19 protein-coding genes and 1 tRNA gene are annotated in these 21,515 nt (G+C 51.5%); 10 read left to right on the forward strand and 10 right to left on the reverse strand.

Annotated elements, in window-relative coordinates; translation table 11 throughout:
- Window positions 1-45: 45 nt before the first annotated feature.
- A complete protein-coding gene (gene udk / locus C5S61_RS03175) occupies window positions 46-711 on the reverse strand; it encodes a uridine kinase (protein WP_110513665.1) in 666 nt (221 codons plus the stop codon).
- Between the two features lie 196 nt (window positions 712-907).
- Here udk and C5S61_RS03180 point away from each other — a divergent pair, with 196 nt between their 5' ends.
- From C5S61_RS03180 to C5S61_RS03205, 6 genes are all read left to right on the forward strand, one after another.
- Window positions 908-1,831: a GNAT family N-acetyltransferase gene (locus C5S61_RS03180; protein ID WP_110513666.1), complete on the forward strand. Its 924-nt coding sequence runs from the start codon at window positions 908-910 to the stop codon at window positions 1,829-1,831.
- A gap of 69 nt (window positions 1,832-1,900) precedes the next feature.
- Complete coding sequence (locus tag C5S61_RS03185; RefSeq protein ID WP_110513667.1) at window positions 1,901-2,797, forward strand: caspase family protein; 897 nt, start codon at window positions 1,901-1,903, stop codon at window positions 2,795-2,797.
- A gap of 197 nt (window positions 2,798-2,994) precedes the next feature.
- Entirely contained in the window at window positions 2,995-4,377 is a 1,383-nt protein-coding gene (locus tag C5S61_RS03190; RefSeq protein WP_110513668.1) for an FAD-dependent oxidoreductase, read from the forward strand.
- 15 nt (window positions 4,378-4,392) lie between these two features.
- Window positions 4,393-5,754: an FAD-dependent oxidoreductase gene (locus C5S61_RS03195; protein WP_110513669.1), complete on the forward strand. Its 1,362-nt coding sequence runs from the start codon at window positions 4,393-4,395 to the stop codon at window positions 5,752-5,754.
- Window positions 5,755-5,829: 75 nt separating this feature from the next.
- On the forward strand, window positions 5,830-7,188 hold the full coding sequence (locus C5S61_RS03200; RefSeq protein ID WP_164689201.1) for an NAD(P)/FAD-dependent oxidoreductase: 1,359 nt from the start codon (window positions 5,830-5,832) through the stop codon (window positions 7,186-7,188).
- Window positions 7,189-7,297: 109 nt separating this feature from the next.
- The gene (locus C5S61_RS03205) at window positions 7,298-7,861 is read left to right on the forward strand and encodes a type 1 glutamine amidotransferase domain-containing protein (RefSeq protein ID WP_110513671.1); all 564 of its coding nucleotides are present in this window, start codon (window positions 7,298-7,300) and stop codon (window positions 7,859-7,861) included.
- Between the two features lie 59 nt (window positions 7,862-7,920).
- Here the strand turns inward: C5S61_RS03205 and C5S61_RS03210 are convergent, their stop codons facing one another.
- The 8 genes from C5S61_RS03210 to C5S61_RS03245 form a co-directional block, all read right to left on the reverse strand.
- The gene (locus C5S61_RS03210; protein ID WP_110513672.1) at window positions 7,921-8,388 is read right to left on the reverse strand and encodes an NUDIX domain-containing protein; all 468 of its coding nucleotides are present in this window, start codon (window positions 8,386-8,388) and stop codon (window positions 7,921-7,923) included.
- Between the two features lie 122 nt (window positions 8,389-8,510).
- On the reverse strand, window positions 8,511-9,014 hold the full coding sequence (locus C5S61_RS03215; RefSeq protein ID WP_110513673.1) for a zinc ribbon domain-containing protein: 504 nt from the start codon (window positions 9,012-9,014) through the stop codon (window positions 8,511-8,513).
- A 112-nt stretch (window positions 9,015-9,126) separates the two neighbouring features.
- On the reverse strand, window positions 9,127-9,528 hold the full coding sequence (locus C5S61_RS03220) for a DUF3224 domain-containing protein (protein ID WP_110513674.1): 402 nt from the start codon (window positions 9,526-9,528) through the stop codon (window positions 9,127-9,129).
- A 463-nt stretch (window positions 9,529-9,991) separates the two neighbouring features.
- A tRNA-Ser gene (locus C5S61_RS03225) sits at window positions 9,992-10,082 on the reverse strand.
- A 29-nt stretch (window positions 10,083-10,111) separates the two neighbouring features.
- Window positions 10,112-10,468 carry a response regulator gene (locus C5S61_RS03230; protein ID WP_110513675.1) on the reverse strand — a complete coding sequence of 119 codons (357 nt, stop codon included), beginning with the start codon at window positions 10,466-10,468 and terminating at the stop codon, window positions 10,112-10,114.
- Window positions 10,469-10,546: 78 nt separating this feature from the next.
- Window positions 10,547-11,146 carry a TetR/AcrR family transcriptional regulator gene (locus C5S61_RS03235; protein ID WP_110513676.1) on the reverse strand — a complete coding sequence of 200 codons (600 nt, stop codon included), beginning with the start codon at window positions 11,144-11,146 and terminating at the stop codon, window positions 10,547-10,549.
- Between the two features lie 74 nt (window positions 11,147-11,220).
- Window positions 11,221-12,138 (reverse strand): MBL fold metallo-hydrolase, encoded by a 918-nt coding sequence (locus C5S61_RS03240; protein WP_110513677.1) that lies wholly within the window; start codon window positions 12,136-12,138, stop codon window positions 11,221-11,223.
- Between the two features lie 14 nt (window positions 12,139-12,152).
- Entirely contained in the window at window positions 12,153-13,643 is a 1,491-nt protein-coding gene (locus tag C5S61_RS03245; RefSeq protein ID WP_110513678.1) for a leucyl aminopeptidase, read from the reverse strand.
- Between the two features lie 393 nt (window positions 13,644-14,036).
- Between C5S61_RS03245 and hutU the strand changes: the two genes are divergently transcribed.
- Together hutU and C5S61_RS03255 are read left to right on the forward strand one after the other, a co-directional pair.
- Window positions 14,037-15,695, forward strand: coding sequence for a urocanate hydratase (gene hutU / locus C5S61_RS03250; protein WP_110513679.1), 1,659 nt, complete (start codon window positions 14,037-14,039; stop codon window positions 15,693-15,695).
- A 380-nt stretch (window positions 15,696-16,075) separates the two neighbouring features.
- Window positions 16,076-18,124: a GGDEF domain-containing phosphodiesterase gene (locus tag C5S61_RS03255; RefSeq protein ID WP_110513680.1), complete on the forward strand. Its 2,049-nt coding sequence runs from the start codon at window positions 16,076-16,078 to the stop codon at window positions 18,122-18,124.
- On the opposite strand, the gene C5S61_RS03260 is transcribed toward C5S61_RS03255, so the two are convergent.
- Window positions 18,121-18,537 carry a globin family protein gene (locus C5S61_RS03260; RefSeq protein WP_240614413.1) on the reverse strand — a complete coding sequence of 139 codons (417 nt, stop codon included), beginning with the start codon at window positions 18,535-18,537 and terminating at the stop codon, window positions 18,121-18,123. The two genes, C5S61_RS03255 and C5S61_RS03260, sit on opposite strands and share 4 nt — an antisense overlap.
- 186 nt (window positions 18,538-18,723) lie before the next feature.
- Here C5S61_RS03260 and tgt point away from each other — a divergent pair, with 186 nt between their 5' ends.
- Together tgt and C5S61_RS03270 are read left to right on the forward strand one after the other, a co-directional pair.
- Entirely contained in the window at window positions 18,724-19,902 is a 1,179-nt protein-coding gene (gene tgt, locus C5S61_RS03265; RefSeq protein ID WP_110513681.1) for a tRNA guanosine(34) transglycosylase Tgt, read from the forward strand.
- The gene (locus C5S61_RS03270; protein ID WP_110513682.1) at window positions 19,899-21,323 is read left to right on the forward strand and encodes a hypothetical protein; all 1,425 of its coding nucleotides are present in this window, start codon (window positions 19,899-19,901) and stop codon (window positions 21,321-21,323) included. The genes tgt and C5S61_RS03270 overlap by 4 nt, the downstream gene beginning before the upstream one ends.
- Window positions 21,324-21,515: the final 192 nt, after the last annotated feature.

Below are 21,515 nucleotides of genomic sequence, written 5' to 3' on the forward strand. Positions count from 1 at the left end.
TCCCGGATCCCCAGCCCCTATGTTCTCTGTTCTCTGTTCTATGCTCTATGCTCTCGGTTCATCCTGCATACTTAATTTTTCGCTCTCGGCCAGCAAATACTCGACGCGGGCAATCACCATATCGATGGCGATGGCATTGAGGCCGCCACGCGGAATAATAATATCAGCATAGCGCTTGGTTGGCTCGACAAACTCAAGGTGCATTGGGCGCACAGTTTTGGTATATTGCTCAATCACCGATTCGATCGAACGGCCCCGTTCGGCAATATCGCGTTTGAGCCGCCGAATAAAGCGCAGGTCTGCATCGGCATCAACATAGATTTTCACATCCATGCATTGGCGTAGCACAGCTTCGGCAAAAATCAAAATGCCTTCAACCAAAATCACCGGACGCGGCTGCACATGCATCACTTCTGGTCGCCGAGCATAACGGGTAAAATCGTAGATTGGCACTTCGATGGTTTGGCCGTTGCACAAGGCTTCAACATGTTCTGCCAATAAATTGCTATCCAGTGAATCAGGATGATCGAAATTAACCAGCAGCCGCTCTTCAAACGAAAGCTCAGCAAAATCACGGTAGTAGGAATCATGTTGTAAAAATGCAATTCGTGATGGCCCGACGCGACTAAGAATCGCCTGAGAAACCGTGGTTTTGCCCGATCCAGTTCCACCAGCGACCCCAATCACAATTGGTCGTTGCTCTGCGCTCACGCCGTTTGTCCTCCATTGTTCGCAAAAGGGGAGCAAAGAACAGCTAGGTTCTTTGCTCCCGTCTGCGCCTATTGTACCTGATTATGCTGCTTTTGCATGTCGCAAGCGTGGAGTATGATCAATTGCGATTCAGCATGCGAAATGTGGTTTAATCGATTCGAGCATTGCCAAGCCTGAAGTATCGAGGAGCAAACTAATGTCAATCTTGCCTCAACCAGTGACGATTCAAGCCTATCAACCAGAGAATCAAGCAGCCAGCGAGCAACTGATGCAGCAATGTTGGCCCGACGATCCCGACACAATCGCCTATTATCGAATTGGCGAGCAGAGCGAACTAACGCTTTGTGCTTGGCAGGAGCAGCAACTGGTTGGCATCAGCAGTCTCTGGAATAATCGCTTTCATCCTCAGCATTGTTACATTGGCATTCACGTTCAGCCTACATACCAACAGACAGGCATCGAGCAACAACTCTACAATCGTTTAATTGCCGAAACAAGCCTGATTGATGGCCGTGGGCTGCAAACCGCCACTTGGAGCCATGCCCAACAGCCGCTGAATTTTTTGCAGGCGCAAGGCTTTCAGATCATTAAAAACACCTATCTTGGTGAATTATCGTTGTCAGCGCTTGAAATTGCCCAGCTGGAGCCAACGCATGAGTTAACAATTGCTTCGTTTAAAACCTATTTAAGTAGCAATCAACCAGAAGCATTGCTCAATTTAATCAATAGCTGCTATCAGGCCAACCATAGCTATAACCCAGCCAGCCAAGCTACACTCGAGGCCCAATCAGCCTTCTTAACCGATCTGCATCCAGCAGCGTCATTTGTCGTTTATGCTGCTGATCAGCTTGTTGGCTTTAATTGCATCTATCATTCAACAGCTGCCCAAACGCTCGAACAAGGCTTGATCGGCGTAGCACCTACCTACAGCGCCCAGCAAGCAGCGATAATTCGCGCATTATTGCAAAAAACTGTGCACTTCGCCCAGCATAATGGCTATCAAAGCCTACGCTACGAAATTGATAGTATCGATCCATGGGCCAGCGAAGTGCTCACATTTTTGCCAATTATCACCCAGCCATGTTGGCAAACCCTCTGTTTGGGCCACAATCCTGAGTGATTAGGCTTGACATGGCATCATCAGCCGACTACTGTACTAGCCCAATAGCTATATGAGGAGCGTGCAGCAATGGGTATGCGTGGCTTATTTGTGGGGATCAATACGTACAGCGAGCGGCCACTCAAGGGCTGTGTCAACGATGTAACTGCCGTGCGCGAACTGCTCAAAACCCAATATAGTGCCGCCGATGATCAACTGCGGCTCATCAGCGATGGAGCTGCCACCCGCCAAGCAATGATCGACAATCTGCGCTGGCTCGCCGAACCGCTCAACGATGGTCAGCCAGAAGTGCGCATCTTTCACTACGCTGGCCATGGCTTGCCGCAGCCAGATCAAAATGGCGACGAACCAGATGGCGCTGATGAATGCCTTGCTCCAATCGATTATCTCAGCGCTGGCGTGCTGACCGACGATCATTTGGCCGAGCTATACCAAGGCTTTTTGGGCACAACCCGCTTGATTTTATTGATGGATTGTTGCCATTCGGGCACAATTAGCAAAGATCCGTTTGCCGATATTCGCTATCGCACATTAACCCCAGCCAACGAGGTCTACGCCGAAATTCGGGCCAAAAAAGCTGCCTATCAACAAAATCAGGTTGCTACCGTCAGCCAGCAAATTCACGATCTTCAGCAACGCACCAGCGACCCTGCTGCAATTGCCAAGTTTGCTGGCGAATTGATTGGATCGTTGCAAAAACAGCGCTTTGGCCAACGCCCACAGCACGAACAGCTGGTGCTGATTTCTGCTTGCAAAGCTGAGCAAGTTGCCGCCGATGCCAACTTTGGCGGAACCTACCACGGCGCAATGACATTCTTCTTGAAAAATATTCTGAGCGAGCAGCCCCAAATTAGCTATGCCGCGCTTAGCGAACAACTGCGCACCAGCCTCTATGCTAATAAATTCCAACAAATACCCCAACTAGAGTGTCCAAATGACCTACTTAACCAAGCCTTTCTAGCCTAAACAAAAGCCTTACAAAAAAAATCATGTATGGTACTATGCAGCAATCAAAATTCTGGTTGCTGCATGAAATTACCACTATCGCATCACACTATTGCACCAACGCTCCCGCCATTCAGCAGCACACCGCAGGCTATCCGATTCTGCCAGAGAACAGAATCTTAACAGCCATAGTCGAGTTTGTCCTTGAAGGAGCTACGATGGTGCATGATCATGCGTTGGTTATTGGTGCAAGCATTAGCGGTTTGGCAACGGCCCACATCCTCAGCCACTATTTCGCTCAGGTAACAATTATTGAGCGCGATCAGTTGCCTGAAAGCATCGAGGTTCGCGCAGGCTTGCCCCAAGCGCGCCACTTGCACTTGCTGCTCATGCGCGGCGCTCACGAGCTTGAACGCTTGTTTCCGGGCATCGGTCAAGCCTTGGTTGCGCAGGGCGCACAAGATATTGATCTGATGCACGATTATCGCTATTTGATGGCTGGTGGCTGGGCCAAACCCCACCAATCAACGCATCGCACGATTTCGGCCAGCCGCCCATTATACGATTGGGTCTTGTTGCAACGCTTGCGCCAAAATCCCAAAATTCGCATCGAAAGCCAAACCGATGTGCTTGGCTTGGTTGGCGATCTGCGCCATGTGCGCGGTATCAACACCAAACGCCGCGATACTGGCGTTGAACAGCAATTTTTAGCCGAAATTATTGTCGATTGCAGTGGGCGTTCATCCAAACTCGACCAATGGCTGCAAGCCCTTGGGCTGCCCCAAGTGCCCGAAACCAGCGTGGCCTCAAATGTTGGCTATTGCTCGCGCATCTATGCCAAGCCTGCCGGTTGGAACGAATGGAAAGGTTTGTTTGTGCGCCAACAGCCGTTGGTCAACCCACGTGGCGCGATTTTAACCGAGATTGAAGGCGATCGCTGGATCGTGACCTGTGGCGGTTTTAACCAGGCCAAACCACCACTGGAAGAGGGCGAATGGCTTAATTGGCTCAAACAATTGCGCTCGCCAATTATGTATGAATTGCTGAGCCAAGCCCAAGCGCTTAGCCCGTTGGTTGGCTTTGGCCGCACCGAAAATCGCCAACGCCATTACGAGCAGCTTGCCATGCCTGCGGGGATTGTGGCATTGGGTGATGCGGTTTGCGCCTTTAATCCAATTTATGGTCAAGGTATTAGCAATGCCACCATCGGGGCGCTTTTGCTCGATCAACAGCTCAAACAGCAGGATCGTGGCTCGGCGGCGTGGGGTCAGCGCTTCCAACAAGCGCTTGCCAAAAGTAATCTCTTTCCGTGGAGCCTCGCCGTGGGCGAAGATGCCCGCTACAATCCTAGCGTCAAGCGTTCGTTTGGGGCAACCCTACGCCGCCACTATTTCGATCAAATTAACCTTGCAACGAGCAGTAATCCAGTTGTGCTCAACCGTTTTACGCCGGTTGTGCATATGACCGCTAGCCCAACTGAATTGCTGCGCCCAAGTATGCTTTGGCAGGTGATCAAAGGTCGCTTGCAACGCCAACCAGCAGCAGCCAATACACCACCAATACCACACCAACTCAATGTCAATACGATCAACAATGCATAACCAAGGAGTTCTACAATGCTGCAAGATCACGCGATTGTTATTGGATCAAGCATCAGCGGATTAGTTACGACGCATATTTTATCGCACCATTATGGCCGTGTGAGCGTGCTTGAACGTGATAGTTTGCCTGAGGGCGGCGATTTTCGGGCGGGCGTGCCCCAAGGTCGTCACGTTCACCTGCTCTTGATTCGTGGCGCGCGCGAACTGGAAATTATGTTTCCCGGCATTAAGCAAGAACTCCAAGATCTCGGTGCGCAATCGTTTGATATTGTCAACGATTGCCACTACTATCTCAAAAATGGCTGGACAACGCCGCAACCAACCGAATTAAAAACCCTCTCGGCTACCCGCCCATTATTCGATTGGGCAATTCGCCGCCGCTTGCTACAAAACCCGAAAATTCAGTTTTTTGCCCAGCACGATGCGATCAATTTAATCGGCAATCGGCGGCATATTCAAGGCGTGCAAGCACGCAATCGCCAAGATGGTAGCGAAACGAGCTTATACGCCGATTTAGTGGTTGATGCCAGCGGGCGCAGCTCCAAATTAGCCACTTGGCTGGCCGAGATTGGTTGTGGCGCTGTCAGCGAAACTGTGCTCGATGCCAAACTCAGCTACACCTCACGAATCTACGCCAAGCCCGAAGGCTGGAACGAATGGAAAGGCTTGTTTGTGATGCAACAGCCGCCAAGCGTGCCCAAAGGCGCGATTTTGCTCGAAGTTGAGGGCAATCGTTGGATTGTGACTGGCGGTGGAGTTAATCAGGCCAAGCCACCAACCGATGAAGCAGGCTTTATGCAATGGCTGCGCGAATTGCCATCGCCAATTTTGGCCGATTTGCTCAGCAAAACCCAACCACTCGGCCCGACCAGCGGCTACGCGCGCACCGAAAACCGCCAACGCCACTACGAGCGCATGCACTTGCCCGCAGGCGTGGTGGCCTTGGGTGATGCAGTTTGTGCCTTCAATCCAATTTATGGCCAAGGCATCAGCACCGCGACGCTTGGCGCAATTTTGCTTGGCCAAAAGCTCAAAGAGCAAGATCGTGGCTCGGCGGCGTGGGGTCAGCGTTTTCAGCGCGATTTGTTCAAAAGCAATCAATTTGCCTGGGAAATGGCTAGCGGCGAGGATGCCCGCTATGATCCAAATTTCAAACGCCCATTAGCCAGCAAATTTTTGGCTCCCTACTTTGAGCAAATCAATCAAGCCAGCGTGTCGAGCAACGTCGTATTTAGCGAATTCATCAAAATGGTGCATATGGTTGGCAATCCAACGGCGCTGTTTCATCCACGAGTCTTTATCCCTGTTTTGATGAGCAAAATTCGCCCGAAAGTATCCAAGTTGGTGCCAAATTTGCCGTTGCAGCGCAACATTTAAGCATAGGCAAGCAGTCTTAGCTTTGCTATACTACTAGAATAGAAGTAGGACATTTCGGCTAGTGGGAGGTGTGCTGTGAGACGTGACCATGCGATTGTGATTGGAGCCAGCATCGGCGGGTTGCTAAGCGCGCGGGTGTTGAGCGAGGTGTATAGCAAAGTAACCATTTTGGAGCGCGATAGTTTGCCAGACGGCGTGCAATTTCGGGCTGGCGTGCCCCAAGGCCGTCAATTGCACTTGTTGCTCATGCGCGGGCTGCTGGAGCTAGAAAAACTGTTCCCAAATCTGCGCGATGATATGAAGGCGCTAGGCGGCAACGAGCTTGATCTCATGAACGATTGCCGCTATTTATTTGCCGCTGGCTGGGCTGAACCGCAGCCATCAAACTATCGCAGCATTATCGCCACCCGCCCATTGTTCGATGCGGCAATTTTGGGCCGCATTCGCCAAATTGCCAATATTGAAATTCAGACCCGCCAAGATGTGACCGATTTGCTGTTTCACGGGCGGCAAGTTGTTGGCGTGCAAGTGCGTAATCGCGATACTGGTGAGCAGCGCGACGTTGCGGCAAATTTAGTGGTCGATGCAGCTGGTCGTCCATCGAAGCTGCCCGAATGGCTCGAACAACACCAATTTGGCCGCGTCAAAGAGACGATTTATAAATCGGATGTTGGCTATGCCACGCGCATGTACACCGCTCCCGCCGATTGGCAAGGCTGGCCAGCGCTGTTCGTAATGCCCATGCCGCCGCATATTCGCCATGGCGCAACTTTTCTCAAAGTTGAAAACGACCAATGGTTGCTGACGATCGGCGGCGTTGGCAGCCAACGCCCACCAACCGATAACGACGAGTTCGAGGCTTGGCTCGCGCGCATGCGTACCCCGCTTGTGGCCGAAATAACCCAAAAATTCACACCCGCCAGCCAAGTTTATGGCTATGCCAAAACCGAAAATCGCTGGCTGCACTACGAGCAATTGCCAGTAATGCCCGCCGGATTAATTGCCATTGCCGATAGTGTGTGTGCCTTGAATCCAATTTATGGCCAAGGCATTACCAACACGACGCTCAGCGCCCAACTCTTGGCCAAATGGTTGCAACGGGAAGGCGTTGGCAGCGCACCGTGGGCCTTGGGCTTCCAAAAAGCCTTAGCTCGCCGCAACAAATCAGGCTGGATTACCACAATTAGCGAAGATTCACGCTTAGCTGACACGCCGACCTATAAGCCGCTTTTGCCAATTCGAATCCTGCAATGGTATAGCGACAAGGTGAACATGGCAGCAGCAGGCAATCGCGCCGCCACCAACGCCATGGTTGGCGCAATTCATATGATTGGCTCAGCAGCAAGTTTATTTACCCCGAAAGTATTCTTGGCAGCTGCCAAATTTTTCCGTTCACAACCACCAAGCAGCGTGCCCACAGCCCCCAACAAATAACCACCATCGGCCTCGATCGCTCCTAATCGAGGCCGACTTAACCCACCTGTGGCCTAAATCTTGCCTCATCTGCTGGCATAGAACAAAGGTGTAACAGGAGGTATGTATAATGAGCCATCATTTAAAAGGCAAACGTGTAGCAATTATCGCAACCCATGGTTTTGAGCAAAGTGAGCTAGAAGAACCAAAAGCAGCGCTTGAAGAAGCTGGGGCTGAAACCCATGTGATTTCACTCAAGGCTGGCACAATTCGCGGCTGGAAAGATCAAGATTGGGGCAGCGAAGTCAGCGTCGATCACACCCTTGAGCAAGTAAACCCCGCCGATTATGACGGGCTTTTGTTGCCCGGTGGCGTGATGAACCCCGATAAATTACGCCGTGAAGAGAGTGTTTTGAATTTTGTGCGTTCAATGGCCGAGGCAGGCAAGCCAATTGCCGCAATTTGCCATGGCCCATGGCCGCTGATTGATGCAGGAATTGTCAAAGGCCGCTTGATGACCTCGTACCCAACCTTGCAAAGCGACCTCAAAAATGCTGGGGCCGAATGGGTTGATCGCGAAGTCGTGGTTGATAATGGCTTAGTCACAAGCCGCAATCCACAAGATATTCCAGCCTTCAATCGCAAATTTATCGAAGAATTAGGCGAAGGTATTCATAAACAAGTTGGGCAATAAACTATGTTGCTCACTTCAGCCCCTCGCCCAAGCTTGGGCGAGGGGCTTTTTTAAATCCATTAGGCAATTGTAATGCCTGGCTCATTGGCCCAAATCGTAGCCAGCCGCTCAACATGCGGGTCAATTATATCCATCGTAGCGATTTCGGCCTCGCTGAAATAGCCAACTTCGGTGGTTTCGTTGCTTAGCCCAAGCTCGCCGCCAACCAAAGCCACCTCAAAATTGAGGCTGACGATGTGATATTGATTGCCATCGGCGTGGCGAATCATGCGATGGGGATTGCTATACACGCCCAACAAGCGCACAACTTCAACAATCAGGCCAGTTTCCTCAAAAACCTCGCGCACACAGGCTTCGCTCACCGATTCACCGGGCTCGAACGCACCGCCTGGCAAACACCAGCGGCCATTATCGGTGCGGCGCGTTAGCAAAAGCTTGCTGCGCGTGGCATCAAATAAGGTTGCTGAGCAACCAAGCATCAAACGCCCTTGGGCAGCAATGCGATCCCCATATAGATATTGCGCCATAGTTTACTCCTCTAAAATTCACTAGCGAACCTAGCAAAACCTAGCGAGTATAGATCGCAGCCTATTAAAAAACAATAGCCCTGCCGTGAAGCAGAGCCATTGATTAATACCACAAATTTCAATTAATGCTTGTAGGAATGTTTCATGCCGCAACCTTTTGATTTGTTGTTGCTAAACATGATTAGAAACACAATCGCCCACCACCAACCAGTCAGCATCAGAATTGGAATCCCAATCATCCATACCGCAGTCTGGCGCGATTTGCGCAGTGAAAGCACGCCAAAGCCCATCATAAACAGCATCCATGTTGGAATAGCAAGCTTGCTAAAGAAGACAAGGGCAAGCAGGACAATCCCAATCAGCATCAACCCATCGTTTGATTGCTTGCGCGGGAGGGCAACTGGCGCAATTGGCTGGGCAGCGGCCATTGGTGGCACGACTGGTTCAAGCTTGGGAATAACAGGAATCGATTGGACAGCAGGCGCAGACTCACGGCGTAAATCTATTGTCTTGCCAATGGCAGCCTGAACTGGTTTATGCTGATTGACGGTTTCAAGCCGAAAACCACAATAGATACAAAATACCGCTGCTGTTTCGTTGTGACGGCCACATGCTGAACAATCCATGACCTTTTGTTCCTTTCGCCTTGCCAAAAGAACTATCCAAGGCAATGCTAATGCTCGATCCTCAATCCTTCTGGCACACAGTACGCAGCCTTGGTGGCGAAGGTTTCAGCAATTAAACAAATTCGTATTCAAGCGCAAATGGATAGCCTTCTGCATGACCGCTAAGCGCAAGCTTGCCACTACCGCGCAAGCCAGCCAATTCGCCAGTTGCCGAGCCAGCCACAACTTCGATGCTATCGAACACATCAACTGCATTGGCAGTACCATTATGCTTCAAGACAAAACTGCCAGTTTTTCCGGCGAGCGTGCCCACAAAGCGTTGTAGACCAACATAGGTTGCATCGGCAGCTTCTGGGTAGTGCATCAAATATTCGACCGTACTTTCGCCAACCAGATCGCCTTCATAGCGATAGATGACGTGCGAGCGCGTGGTTTTGCCCTCGCCAGCTTGCTCGTGATACGGCTTTTCATCCCATTGCACCACACTAAACGTTGCGTTGGCAGTTGTACTCATTCCATCCTCCAAATACAAACATTTGTGCTAGTACTATATGCGATTGGAGCTTAAATGTAAAGCATCGAAACAAGAACATAGAACATAGAGCATAGAGCATAGGGTCAGGGGCGAGGGATTGGAGTTTTAACGCAGAGGCGCAGAGGAAATATGGCTATTGGCTATTGGCGTTGGGCTATAGGGGAGCAACATCAACATTAAAACCTACCTTCGCGTCCTTCGCGCTCTTCGCGGTTTCAACCCTTCGTTGATTGGAATTTTAACCCAGAGGCGCAGAGAAATTGTGGCTATGGGCTTTGGGTTATCAAAGATTGCTTGAAATGGCAACAATTGTTCCGATAGCCAATAGTCTATCGCCTATAGCCTTATCTTCGTGCGCTTCGTGTCCTTCGTGGATCAAAATTTCCGATCCCCAGCCCCAGCTAAAACAACAACACGCCATGAAACTTCATAGCGTGTACGGTGGCGGGTGGAGAGGGATTCGAACCCTCGAGAGCTTTGACACCCTACGGCATTTCCAGTGCCGCGCACTCGACCAACTATGCGACCCACCCGTGCGCCGGGCATTATACCAAAGAATGCCCTAGCAGGCAACGCCAATGATTTGGCGAATCAGCCCTTGAATTTGATGTAAGGTAAAGGGTTTGGCAAGAAAGTAGGGTTGTTGATGCACGGGGAATTGCGCACGTACTTCATCTTCGCTATGACCACTCATCAACACAACTGGCACATTGCTCGAACGCTGCATCTCCTGACACAACGCCACACCTGGTTCGTCGGGCAACTCAAAATCAACTACAACTGCATCGAGAGGCAAATTATGACAGATTGCCCGAGCCGCCCTCACACTCTCAGCTTCGCAGGTTGCCACATCGATCCGTGCTAGGGCTGCTGCCACAAACGCACGAATAAACGGCGAATCATCGACAACTAAGACCATACACAGGTTCTCCTACATGGAGTAGTATTCTCTGGCTATAGTATACCGTAGTTTTGCGCAGCCCAAACAGAATCGGGCTTAGGCCACAACAATTGCCTTGAGCAAGAGTTGCAAAGCGGCGTTTAATTGCTTGGTTAAATGCTGCGGCGTTGGTTCAAGCAACCACAAGATGGTTGAGCCTTCGTAAAGCGCTGCCAAATGCCACGCGACCTGCTCGGGATCGATTGAACTGAATTCGCCACGCTCAAGCCCTTGCTGGATTAACGTGACCAAACTAGCCCGATAGCGCTGAAAATAGCTTTTCAAAAAGCTTTGTACGCTGCTATTGCGCGCCGATAAGGCATACAATTCTTGGGCCAATGGCACAAGGCTCTGCAAGGCTTCCAAGTTGGCGGCCAAATTCGTGGTTAATTGGGTTAGGCGCTCAACGGTTGAGGTTGGGGCTTGGATGAGGGCTTGCACAGCGAGCAACGGCTGCTGGAACAAGTGCTCAAGCAATGCCAAAATAATCGCTTCTTTGCTTTCGAAATACCAATACAAGACCCCTTTGCTCATCCCAACAGCCTTGGCCAGCATGTCCATGCTGGTTTGATCAATGCCGTGCTGGGCAAACAAGCGCGTTGCTGCCTCGATAATCTGAGCTGTACGTTCAACCCGCACATCGCGCCGTGGAGACATGCCAATTCCTCATCAACAAAAAAAGCCAATCGTAGCAGCCTCAGCATACCACGATTGGCCTTGGGTTAGTTTAGTTAGATTTCGATGCTCAAGCCTTCGTAAGCGGCGGTTGTGTTGGCAAAAATTGCCTGCGCAGCCTGTTCCAGCTCGTGAATCATGGCATCGCTATAGCGTGGCTCGTGGTGAAACAGCACCAATTGTTTGGCCTGCGCCGCTTTGGCAACGGCACAAGCCATTTGGGGCGTGGAATGGCCCCAGCCTTGAGTGGCGTTATAGCCGCTATGGCCGAGATAATGCGCTTCACTATATTGAGCGTCGTGGATCAACAAGTCGGTTTGGTTGGCAAACGTCGCCAAGCGCTGATCAGTGTTGACATAGCCTTCGGTGTCGGTGGCATAGACCACACTTTTGCCCTGCCATTGCACCCGATAGATAAAGACACCTTCGGGGTGGGCATACGAACGCATAGCCCGAATCTGCACCACATCAGGATCGTCGTCAATCTGATCGTGGTAGAAATTCTTGACCGTCACCGTGTCTTGGTGCGTATCGAAAAGCAAGATATCGGTTTCGGTCATGTTGCGCATAAACTTCAACGAGTTCATTTCGCCCAATGAGATTGGGAAACTTGGTGGCAACATCGAGTGCGCCAAGGTTTCCTCAAGATCACGCTCGAACACCCGTGGCCCGAAAATATTCAGGATACTGGTGCCAACATAGGCCGGAGTAAAGAATGGAAAGCCTTGGGTATGATCGTGGTGCATATGGCTAAACAGCAAGGTCGCCCGCACTGGGCCGCCGCGCTCTTTGGCTCGCCGCAACAAATCATTGCCTAGGCGCACAATTCCCGTCCCCGCATCGAGAATAATCGTATGCCCATTGACCTCAACTTCGACACAGGGTGTATTACCGCCAAACTGCACAGTATCCGGACCGGGAACCGGATAGCTACCGCGCACACCCCAAAATGTGACCCGCATTGTCCCAGCCATAGACCACACTCCCGTTATAACGAAACGCCACTCCACTCGCGCAGCAATTCCGTCAAGAGGCGCACCCCATAGCCGGTTGCTCCTTTAGGGTTGTATTCCTTTGGTTGATCTTCCGTCCAAGCCACGCCAGCAATATCCAAGTGTACCCATGGATAATCGCCAACGAAGTGGCTCAAAAAGGCCCCTGCCGTAATCGCTCCACCGTTGCGGCCACCAGTATTCTTGATGTCGGCAACATCCGAGCGCACTTGGCGACGATATTCGTCCCACAATGGCAATTCCCAAACGCGGTCGCCTGAGCCTTCGGCTGCGTGCTGCACCCGTTGCAACAGGGCTTGATTGTTGGTCATTGCGCCAGCTGCATACGAGCCTAGTGCTACCACACAAGCACCAGTCAAGGTTGCAAGGTCAATAATCGCCGCAGGATTATATTTTTGAGCATAGGAGAGCGCATCGGCCAACACCAAACGGCCTTCGGCATCGGTATTGAGCACTTCGATGGTTACGCCATTCATCGCCTTGAGAATATCGCCTGGTTTGTAGGCATTGCTGCCGGGCATATTTTCAGTTGCAGCAACCAAGGCCACCACGTGAATTGGCAATTTCAAGCGTCCAACTGCTTCCATGGTGCCAATTACTGCGCCAGCGCCTTGCATGTCCATTTTCATTTTGTCCATGTTATCAGCTGGCTTAATTGAGATCCCGCCGGTATCGAAGGTAATGCCTTTGCCAACCAAACAAATTGTTGGTTTGCCTGGCTCAGCTTGGCCGTGTTCCAACACGATAAACTTGGCTGGCTCAGCAGCACCTTTGGCAACGCCAATCAACGCCCCCATGCCCAATTCTTGTTGTTGCTCGTGATCGAGCACCAAACAGGTCATGCCATAGTCGCGGGCAATCGTTTTCGAGGCTTCGGCCAAGTAGGTTGGGGTGGCAACGATTGGTGGGTTGTTGCCCAAATCGCGGGCAAGGTTGACCCCGTGGGCTAATGCAATGCCCCATTGCGCGCCAAATTCGGCAGCTTCAAGCTCAGCTTCAGCAACCAAGGTTACCTGTTCTAAGGCAACTGACGGCACGAAATCGTCAGGCAAGGTTTTAAAGCCATCAAAGCGATATGCGCCCAACAAGGCCCCTTCGCTCAAGGCCTCAGCCGTGCGGCTTATGCCCAATACTTCGCTGCCAAGCAACGGCAGACTATAGCTTGTCAGGCCCAAATCACGGATGCGTTGGGCCAGAATTGCCCCAATCACGCGCGCCCGTTCAGCGTTCCACAATTCGCGCTTGCCCAAACCAACCAACAGCACCCGGCGGCTGGCGAAGGTGGGATTGCCTGTTGCTTGTGCGCCAAGGTATAGCACAGTAGTTTTTTTGTACTTTCCTGACCAATCACTCGCTTCAATTAAACCAGCAACGCTGGCAGGCAGTTCCTCATTCGCCCACGTACCAACAACAACAATGGCATCGGCTTGTTGAGCAACAGCGCCTTGTACTACACGAATCTGCATTGGAGTCCTTCCGGTTTCTAGAGGTTGACAAGAGCTTGCACACTTAGTCGTTATTGTAACGGTTTCAATTTGTCGCTGTCAATGATTGATATTAATGGGGATCGGTTGTTGGGGGTCAGGGGTCAGGAAGTTTTGATCCACGAAGGACACGAAGGATGGCAACCGCGAAGCACGCGAAGGCCGCGAAGATTAATTTTTTTCGCCACAGATTGCACAGATTCTTGGGATTGGGCTATTGACTCTTGATTTCTGCCTTTCGGAATTCATCCCTCATAATTCATCCTTCATCCTTATTCCCCAGCCCCCAATAACCGATCCCCGATCCCCATAATTGAACAAAATCAACTATCATAGAGCGCAACTGATCATCCTGTGTACAAGGAGTACCATCTCATGACTTCATCGCGCATTGTGCGTGCACCACGCGGCTCGGAATTATCGTGCAAAGGGTGGGCGCAAGAAGCAGCGTTGCGAATGCTGATGAATAATCTTGATCCTGATGTGGCCGAAGATCCAGCAAATTTAATTGTTTATGGCGGCACTGGCAAGGCGGCCCGCAATTGGCAATGCTATGATGCAATTGTGCGTTCGTTGCAAGAGCTGAATGATGATGAAACCTTGCTGGTGCAATCGGGCAAACCAGTTGCGGTATTTCGCAGCCATCGCGACGCGCCACGGGTGCTGATCGCCAATTCGATGCTCGTGCCACATTGGGCAACATGGGAGAATTTCCGCGAGTTGGAGCAGGCTGGCCTGACGATGTATGGCCAAATGACCGCTGGCTCGTGGATTTACATTGGTACACAAGGAATTTTACAAGGCACCTACGAAACCTTGGCCGCGATTGCCCGCCAGCATTTCGGTGGCTCGTTGCGCGGGCGCTGGACGCTGACCGCTGGCCTTGGTGGTATGGGCGGCGCACAACCGCTTGCCGTCACCATGAACGATGGCGTGGCCTTGGTCGTTGAAGTTGATCGCCAACGCATGCAACGCCGCTTGGATACGCGCTATCTCGATGTTGCGGTTGATACGCTCGAAGAAGCTATGACCTTGGTTGATGAAGCAGTACGCGATGGCAAAGCGCTGTCGGTTGGCTTGTTGGGCAATGCAGCAGAAGTCTTTGGCGAATTGTATACCCGTGGAATCCGCCCCAATATTGTGACCGACCAAACCAGTGCCCACGATCCGCTGGAAGGCTACGTGCCAGCAGGCATGAGCCTTGAGCAAGCGCTCGAATTGCGCCAACGCGATCCACAAGAATATGTCAAGTTATCGACGGCTTCGATGGTTGAGCACGTTAAAGCCATGGTTGCCTTTGCCGATGCTGGATCGATTGTGTTTGATTATGGCAATAATTTGCGCGGCGTGGCCAAAGCTGCTGGCTATGAACGGGCTTTTGCCTACCCTGGTTTTGTGCCAGCCTACATTCGCCCGTTGTTCTGCGAAGGCAAAGGGCCATTTCGCTGGGCGGCGCTCTCCGGCGATCCTGCCGATATTGCCAAAACCGACGAAGCCTTGCTCGAACTATTCCCAGAGGATCAAGCATTGCACCGCTGGATTCGCGCTGCTCAAGAGCGCGTGCAATTCCAAGGCTTGCCCGCCCGCATTTGTTGGTTGGGCTATGGTGAGCGGGCCAAAGCTGGAACCTTATTCAACAAAATGGTACGTGATGGGGTAGTTAGTGCGCCGATTGTAATTGGCCGCGACCACCTTGATTGTGGCTCGGTGGCTTCGCCCAACCGCGAAACCGAGGCCATGCGCGATGGCTCCGATGCAATTGGCGATTGGCCAATTCTGAATGCGATGATTAACGCGGTCAATGGCGCAACTTGGGTTAGCGTGCATCATGGCGGCGGGGTTGGCATTGGCTATTCGCTGCACGCAGGCATGGTGATTGTGGCCGATGGCACTGCCGAAGCCGATCAACGCCTCGAACGCGTATTGACCAGCGACCCAGGCATGGGCGTGGTGCGCCACGTTGATGCTGGTTACGATGAAGCCATTGCCGTTGCCCAAGAGCGCAATGTGCACGTTCCAATGCTCAAGCAATAAGCAAGCTATAAAAGTGGTAGTCCTAGCAACACTACCACTTAAATCCCCCCAAATTTTGGCACAGCCTATGCTAAGATGATCAAACCCTAGATTTGCGGCTGAACCACGCAGTTCACGTCCAAGCTGACGCATCCACATTTAGGCCCACGCTTGGCTGCGAGTTCTCTATTAATTGTGATCCGAATCGGCGCTAATTTCTCGATGGTTGAGGCTCTATACCCAAGTAATGCTCATTTCCTCGCCAAATTCCCACGGGATGTTGGCTCAATCCTCTAGAGAATAGGTGTTGATGCGGTGGCATGGTATTGCGACAGATTCGATCCGAACGCTGCTTGGGCTGAGCACCCACTGGCGTAGTGATTTCTATTGGAGTGCAGCCCATGAACAATCCACGAATCTTAATGCTTGACCATTCAGCAACAAGCACGCACGATCTGAGCGGGCAATTAACCACTGCTGGCTGTAGCGTGGCCCAAGCTAGCTCGTGGCAAGCGGCAAATCAGATTCTCGGTAGCAGCAGCATCGATTTAATCTTAGCCAACCTGGCATTTCTGCCCCAAATCAATCAGCAAGAATGTCCGGTTCCGGTGTTGTATTTGAGCCAAGCAAATGAGCAACCAAGCACACACCCATCCAATCAACCAACCTCAATTGATATTTTGACCTTGCCAATTAGCACCGAAAGCCTTGTGCTAACGCTCAAAACCATCATCGAACGCAGCAACTTAAGCCGCCGTCTCAGCCGCGTTGAAGTTTGGATGCAAACCATGTTGGCGAATGTTAGCGATGGAGTCGTGGCGGTTGATCGCGCTGGCACCATTCAGTGGATCAATCCAGTCGCCGAGCGTATGACTGGCTGGGATTATCAGGCAGCAATCAAGCAAGATTTTAATCAGGTGGTGGTGATTCGCAGTAGCCTCAACGATCAACGGATTAATGTCATTGACGCTGCTTTGCGCAACGAACCAGTGCTGGCCTTGCCATTCGAGCGCTATTTACACGCGCGTGATGGGCATTCAACCTCGATTACCGAGCATGTTACGCCATTACTCAACGCCGAAGGCCAAAATAACGGCGCAATCGTGATTTTGCGCGACCACACCGCCCAATTACAAATGGAAGAAGCGCTCTATCATCAATCGCTGCACGATTCGCTGACGGGCCTGCCCAATCGGCGTTCGTTCCAATTGCATTTATCACGCGCCCTAGAATACCAGCGCCATCACCAGGATTATAGCTTTGCAATTATTTTGCTTGATATTGATGAATTTAAAATGGTCAACGATGGTTTGGGCTATCACATTGGCGATACGATGCTGACTGACATCGCCCAGCGCTTGCGCCGCGGTTTAGCGCTGCCAAGCGATGTGGTGGCGCGCTTCGATGGCGATGAATTTGCAATCTTTTTTGATCGTGTGCCCGATTTGCCCGCCGCCTTCAATGCAGCCCAACGCATTCGCCAATTATTCGAAGAGCCATTTGTGGTCGAAAATGGTCAAGAAATTTTCTGCAATGTGAGCATCGGCTTGGAATTAATTACCAGCGAAATGCCAATCGAAACCGTGATGCGCAACGTCGATCTAGCACTTTATCGCGCCAAACATACCGGGCGCGGCGGGATTGAAATTTTTGATCAAACCTTATACGCCAATTTTAGCACGCGCCTGCACAACGAAAGCGCGTTACGTTTGGCCTTGCAACGCCAAGAATTTCGGCTCTTTGCCCAGCCAATTATCGATTTTGAGCAGCAGCATTGTACTGGCTTTGAAATTTTGATTCGCTGGGCGCACCCCGATGGGCGATTGCGCTCGCCTGGCCAATTTTTGGATATTGCCGAAGAAACCGGCCTGATTATTCCGCTGGGATGGTGGATGTTGGAAGTTGCCGCCGAACAACTGGCCCAGTGGCAAACCGACCCATTGATGCAAAACATGACCTTGGCAATCAACCTTTCGCCACGCCAATTATTGCACAGCCAATTACTACCAACAATTGAAGCACTCGTTGAACGCTATCAATTTCCACGCCAGTTGCTGCATTTGGAAATTACCGAAGGCGCGTTATTGCATGCCGAGCGAGCTGAGCCAATTCTGAATGCGCTGCGCAATTTGGGCTTGCCGCTACACATTGACGATTTTGGCACTGGCTATTCATCGTTGACCTATTTGCACCGCTTTCCACTCAATACAATCAAAATCGATCGTTCGTTTATTCAGGCAGCGCTCGAAGATCAACGCAGCTTGGCGATTGTGCGTACAATTATCAATTTGGCCCAAACCATGCAGCTAGCGACGATTGCTGAGGGCATCGAAACCGCCGAACATATTCAGGTCTTGCGCGAACTTGGCTGCCAAGCGGGCCAAGGCTATTTCTTCTCGCCGCCCGTTCCGCTTGAACAGGCGGCAGATTTTTCGCTTTCGCTGAATTAGGCTTGGCTAGCTTCGATCATTACATTGGCGACCAAGCTATAGGCGGCAACCCATGCATCTTGCACGTCAGCATTCCATTGCGGGCCAAGTTGTTGCGTAAGCGCCCAAACCAAGGCTGCGCCAACGGTATCGTAATGTTCTGGCTTAACCCCATAATCAATATGGCGATGACCAAGCTCCTGCACCGCAGGCACAACTGCTTCGGGCTTTTTGAGGTTATTGACCACCAAGGTCAACGATTGCAATAATTTCTTTTGTTGCTCGCGCATATCCTCAGGAAACAACGGTCGAAAATCGGGAGCCAAGCTAAACAACCGCCCGTAGAATGCTTCAACCAATTGTTGGGGATTGCGCCCAACCTCGGCAAAGGTTTGTTGCACAAGCTCAATCGCCGCCGGAGATAATGTGGACATGGCCATCCTTTCAAACTATCGTGCTACTCCAAGTGACATGGCCTAGCCTACCAATCGCAAGCCATGGCTGGCAATCGGGTTGTGAGTGGAGTTAACATCAGGCTCACGCCTGATTGGATTTTGTTACCGAATGCTTATCCGCGTAGCTTTTTCAGCCAGCCAAAATAGCGCTATAATTGCCACATTATGAATAACTTTACTTACACCCTTGAACATAGCGATGGTGAGGCACGCGCTGGCCAATTGAGCACACCGCATGGCACCATTCAAACGCCTGTCTTTATGCCGGTTGGCACGCAAGCCACGGTAAAAACGCTCGACCCGTTGGAAGTCGAAGCAATTGGCTCGCAAATTATCTTATCGAATACCTATCATCTTTATTTGCGCCCCAGCGCCGATTTGGTGGCTGAAATGGGCGGCTTACATCGTTTTATGCAATGGTCTAAGCCAATTCTGACTGATTCTGGTGGATTTCAGGTGTTTAGCTTGGGGCCACATAGCAAAATCGACGAAGATGGCGTAACCTTCAAATCGCATATCGATGGCTCAAAACACCGCTTTACGCCCGAAAGCGCTATTGGCATTCAAGAAAAACTGGGCGCTGATATTATTATGGCCTTTGATGAATGTGCGCCGCAGCCAACCACCCATGCCTATACCAAAGCCGCCATGGAACGCACCCATCGCTGGTTGCTGCGCTGTATCGCCGCCAAAACCCGCGAAGACCAAGCCTTGTTTGGGATTGTGCAAGGTGGTGTTGAGGCCGATCTGCGGCGGGAAAGCGCGCGCTTTATCGCCCAACAAGATATTCCTGGGGTTGGCATTGGCGGCCTGAGTGTTGGCGAACCCAAAGAGCAGATGTATGGCATGCTCGAAGAAACCACGCCACTGCTGCCGCGCAACAAACCACGCTACCTGATGGGCGTTGGCTCGCCAGAAGATTTGCTCGAAGGCGTGGCGCGTGGGGTTGATATGTTCGATTGTGTGCTGCCAACCCGCTTGGGGCGTAATGGAGCCTTGTTTATTCCCGAAGGTCGCTTGAATATTGGCAATGCCAAATATGCCCGCGAGGATGCGCCAATCGATGCAACCTGCGATTGCTCGACCTGCCAGCGTTTTAGCCGCGCCTATTTGCGCCACTTGTTCCGCACCGAGGAAGTGCTTGGGCTACGCTTGGCCACGCTGCACAATTTGCGCTTCTTAATTCGCTTGATGGAGCAAGCTCGCGAGGCAATTCTGCAAGATCGCTATCAAAGCTTTATGGACGATTGGCTCAGTCGCTTCCAAACGATTCCGCATGCAGTGCGTGAAGCCAGCCGTGCAGCACGCTTAAACTCATTACGCACCCAAGGGGAAAAGGCATGAGCGGAGTGACCGTGCGGTCAACCGAAGAATATACCCGCATCGCTTGGCGTTTGATTATTCTGGGCTTTCTGGCGTTTTGCCTTGTGATTGCTGGCAGTTGCTATTTGGCGTGGCGGGTCAAAGCCTTTGCCCGCACCCAGCCAGCAGAGCCAGGCACGCTCGATACCTATATCAGTGGCATCGAAATTATTCGGGCTGGCTTAGTCCAGCCTGAGTTACCCACGCCGCCTAAAACCGTCATTTACGAAGGCGATCGGATTAATGTCAGCAGCACAGCGCCCGCTGGCATCGCCGCCACCGTTACCTTGTTTGATGGTAGCAAATTAGATATTTGGCCTGGCACGAGCCTGATCTTTGAAAAAGTGCAAACCACCAGATTTAGCTCGCGCAACCAAGAAGTGGCGTTGCGGCTTGAATCGGGCTTGGTGCGCTTGCGTTTAGCGTCCGAAGCCTCGCAGCAATATCAAGATGTGCATTACAGTGTGTTTGTGCAACAAGCTGGCTATAGCGTTGAGCAAGCATTGCTCAAACCAGGCGGCAGCTATCGAGTGCGCTTGTTGGATGCCAACGCACCAACGACCAGCGCCAGCGAACAAGAACGGCTTAAACAAACCACAATGAGCGAATATGTGGTTGAACAAGGCGGCATCACGTTGGCCTATAACAGCCAAAACCGCACTATCAGCAACCAACAAAAGCTCGAAATTGCCCAAGGCAGCTTATCGCAACCAAAACCAGCAGAATGGCAATTGGCCCGCGATAGCAATTTTACCGACTTCACCGCCCAAGAATATAACAATAATGCTACCGTGCCAGTTTCGGTCACCGATATTGTGCGCGCCGATACTTGGCGAGTGTTTGGCTCGTTGTATTCGCCAGAGGCCGAGGAAGATGGCTATTTCTATATTGTTGGCGGTTGTGCCCAACGCAGCACCGAGCAACCAAACAACTGCTTGCGCCCGTTGATCAATGTGGCTCAATTCCATCGCGATATTACCGAAGGCATCGACCATACCAAGAGCTTTCGTACTGGCATTACCCAAACGATTGACCTTGATACGACGGCCTACAGCGACCTTGAATTGAGCTTTACTGGGCGAATTTATGAGCAATCGCTCAATCGGGCTGGCGATATTGGCGAAGAATGTGCCTTGGCAATCGCCATCTTCTACTATAATCCCGTCGATCAGCTTGGTTCAACAACCTATTGTTTCTATGCTCGCGACGATCAAGGCCCAGGCAGCATTTCCAACAAAGAATATATTCGCTCAATTAAGCTGCCGTTTCGCCAATGGACCGATCAAACCATCGATCTCAAGGGCGATTTAAGCAATATGCGTCGTATCTCGCACCTAGAAATCTACGCCAATGGCCACGATTATATCTCTGAAATTACCAACATTCGGCTGGTAGCAAAATAAAAAGCCCAGGTTGACTCCCTCACCTCCAGCCCCCTCCAAGGGTAGGTTTTTAAGAATTGGTGGTGGTGTGGCGCGTTCCCTCACCCCCCAGCCCCCTCTCCCACTGAACGCGGGCGAGGGGGAGCCGACCGTTTTTCACGACACATTGCAGCAAAACCACGGAATGAAAGCCCCGCGCCGCGGGAGAAGGGT

This window comes from Herpetosiphon llansteffanensis (genome assembly GCF_003205875.1).
In the GTDB taxonomy this organism is placed as follows: domain Bacteria; phylum Chloroflexota; class Chloroflexia; order Chloroflexales; family Herpetosiphonaceae; genus Herpetosiphon; species Herpetosiphon llansteffanensis.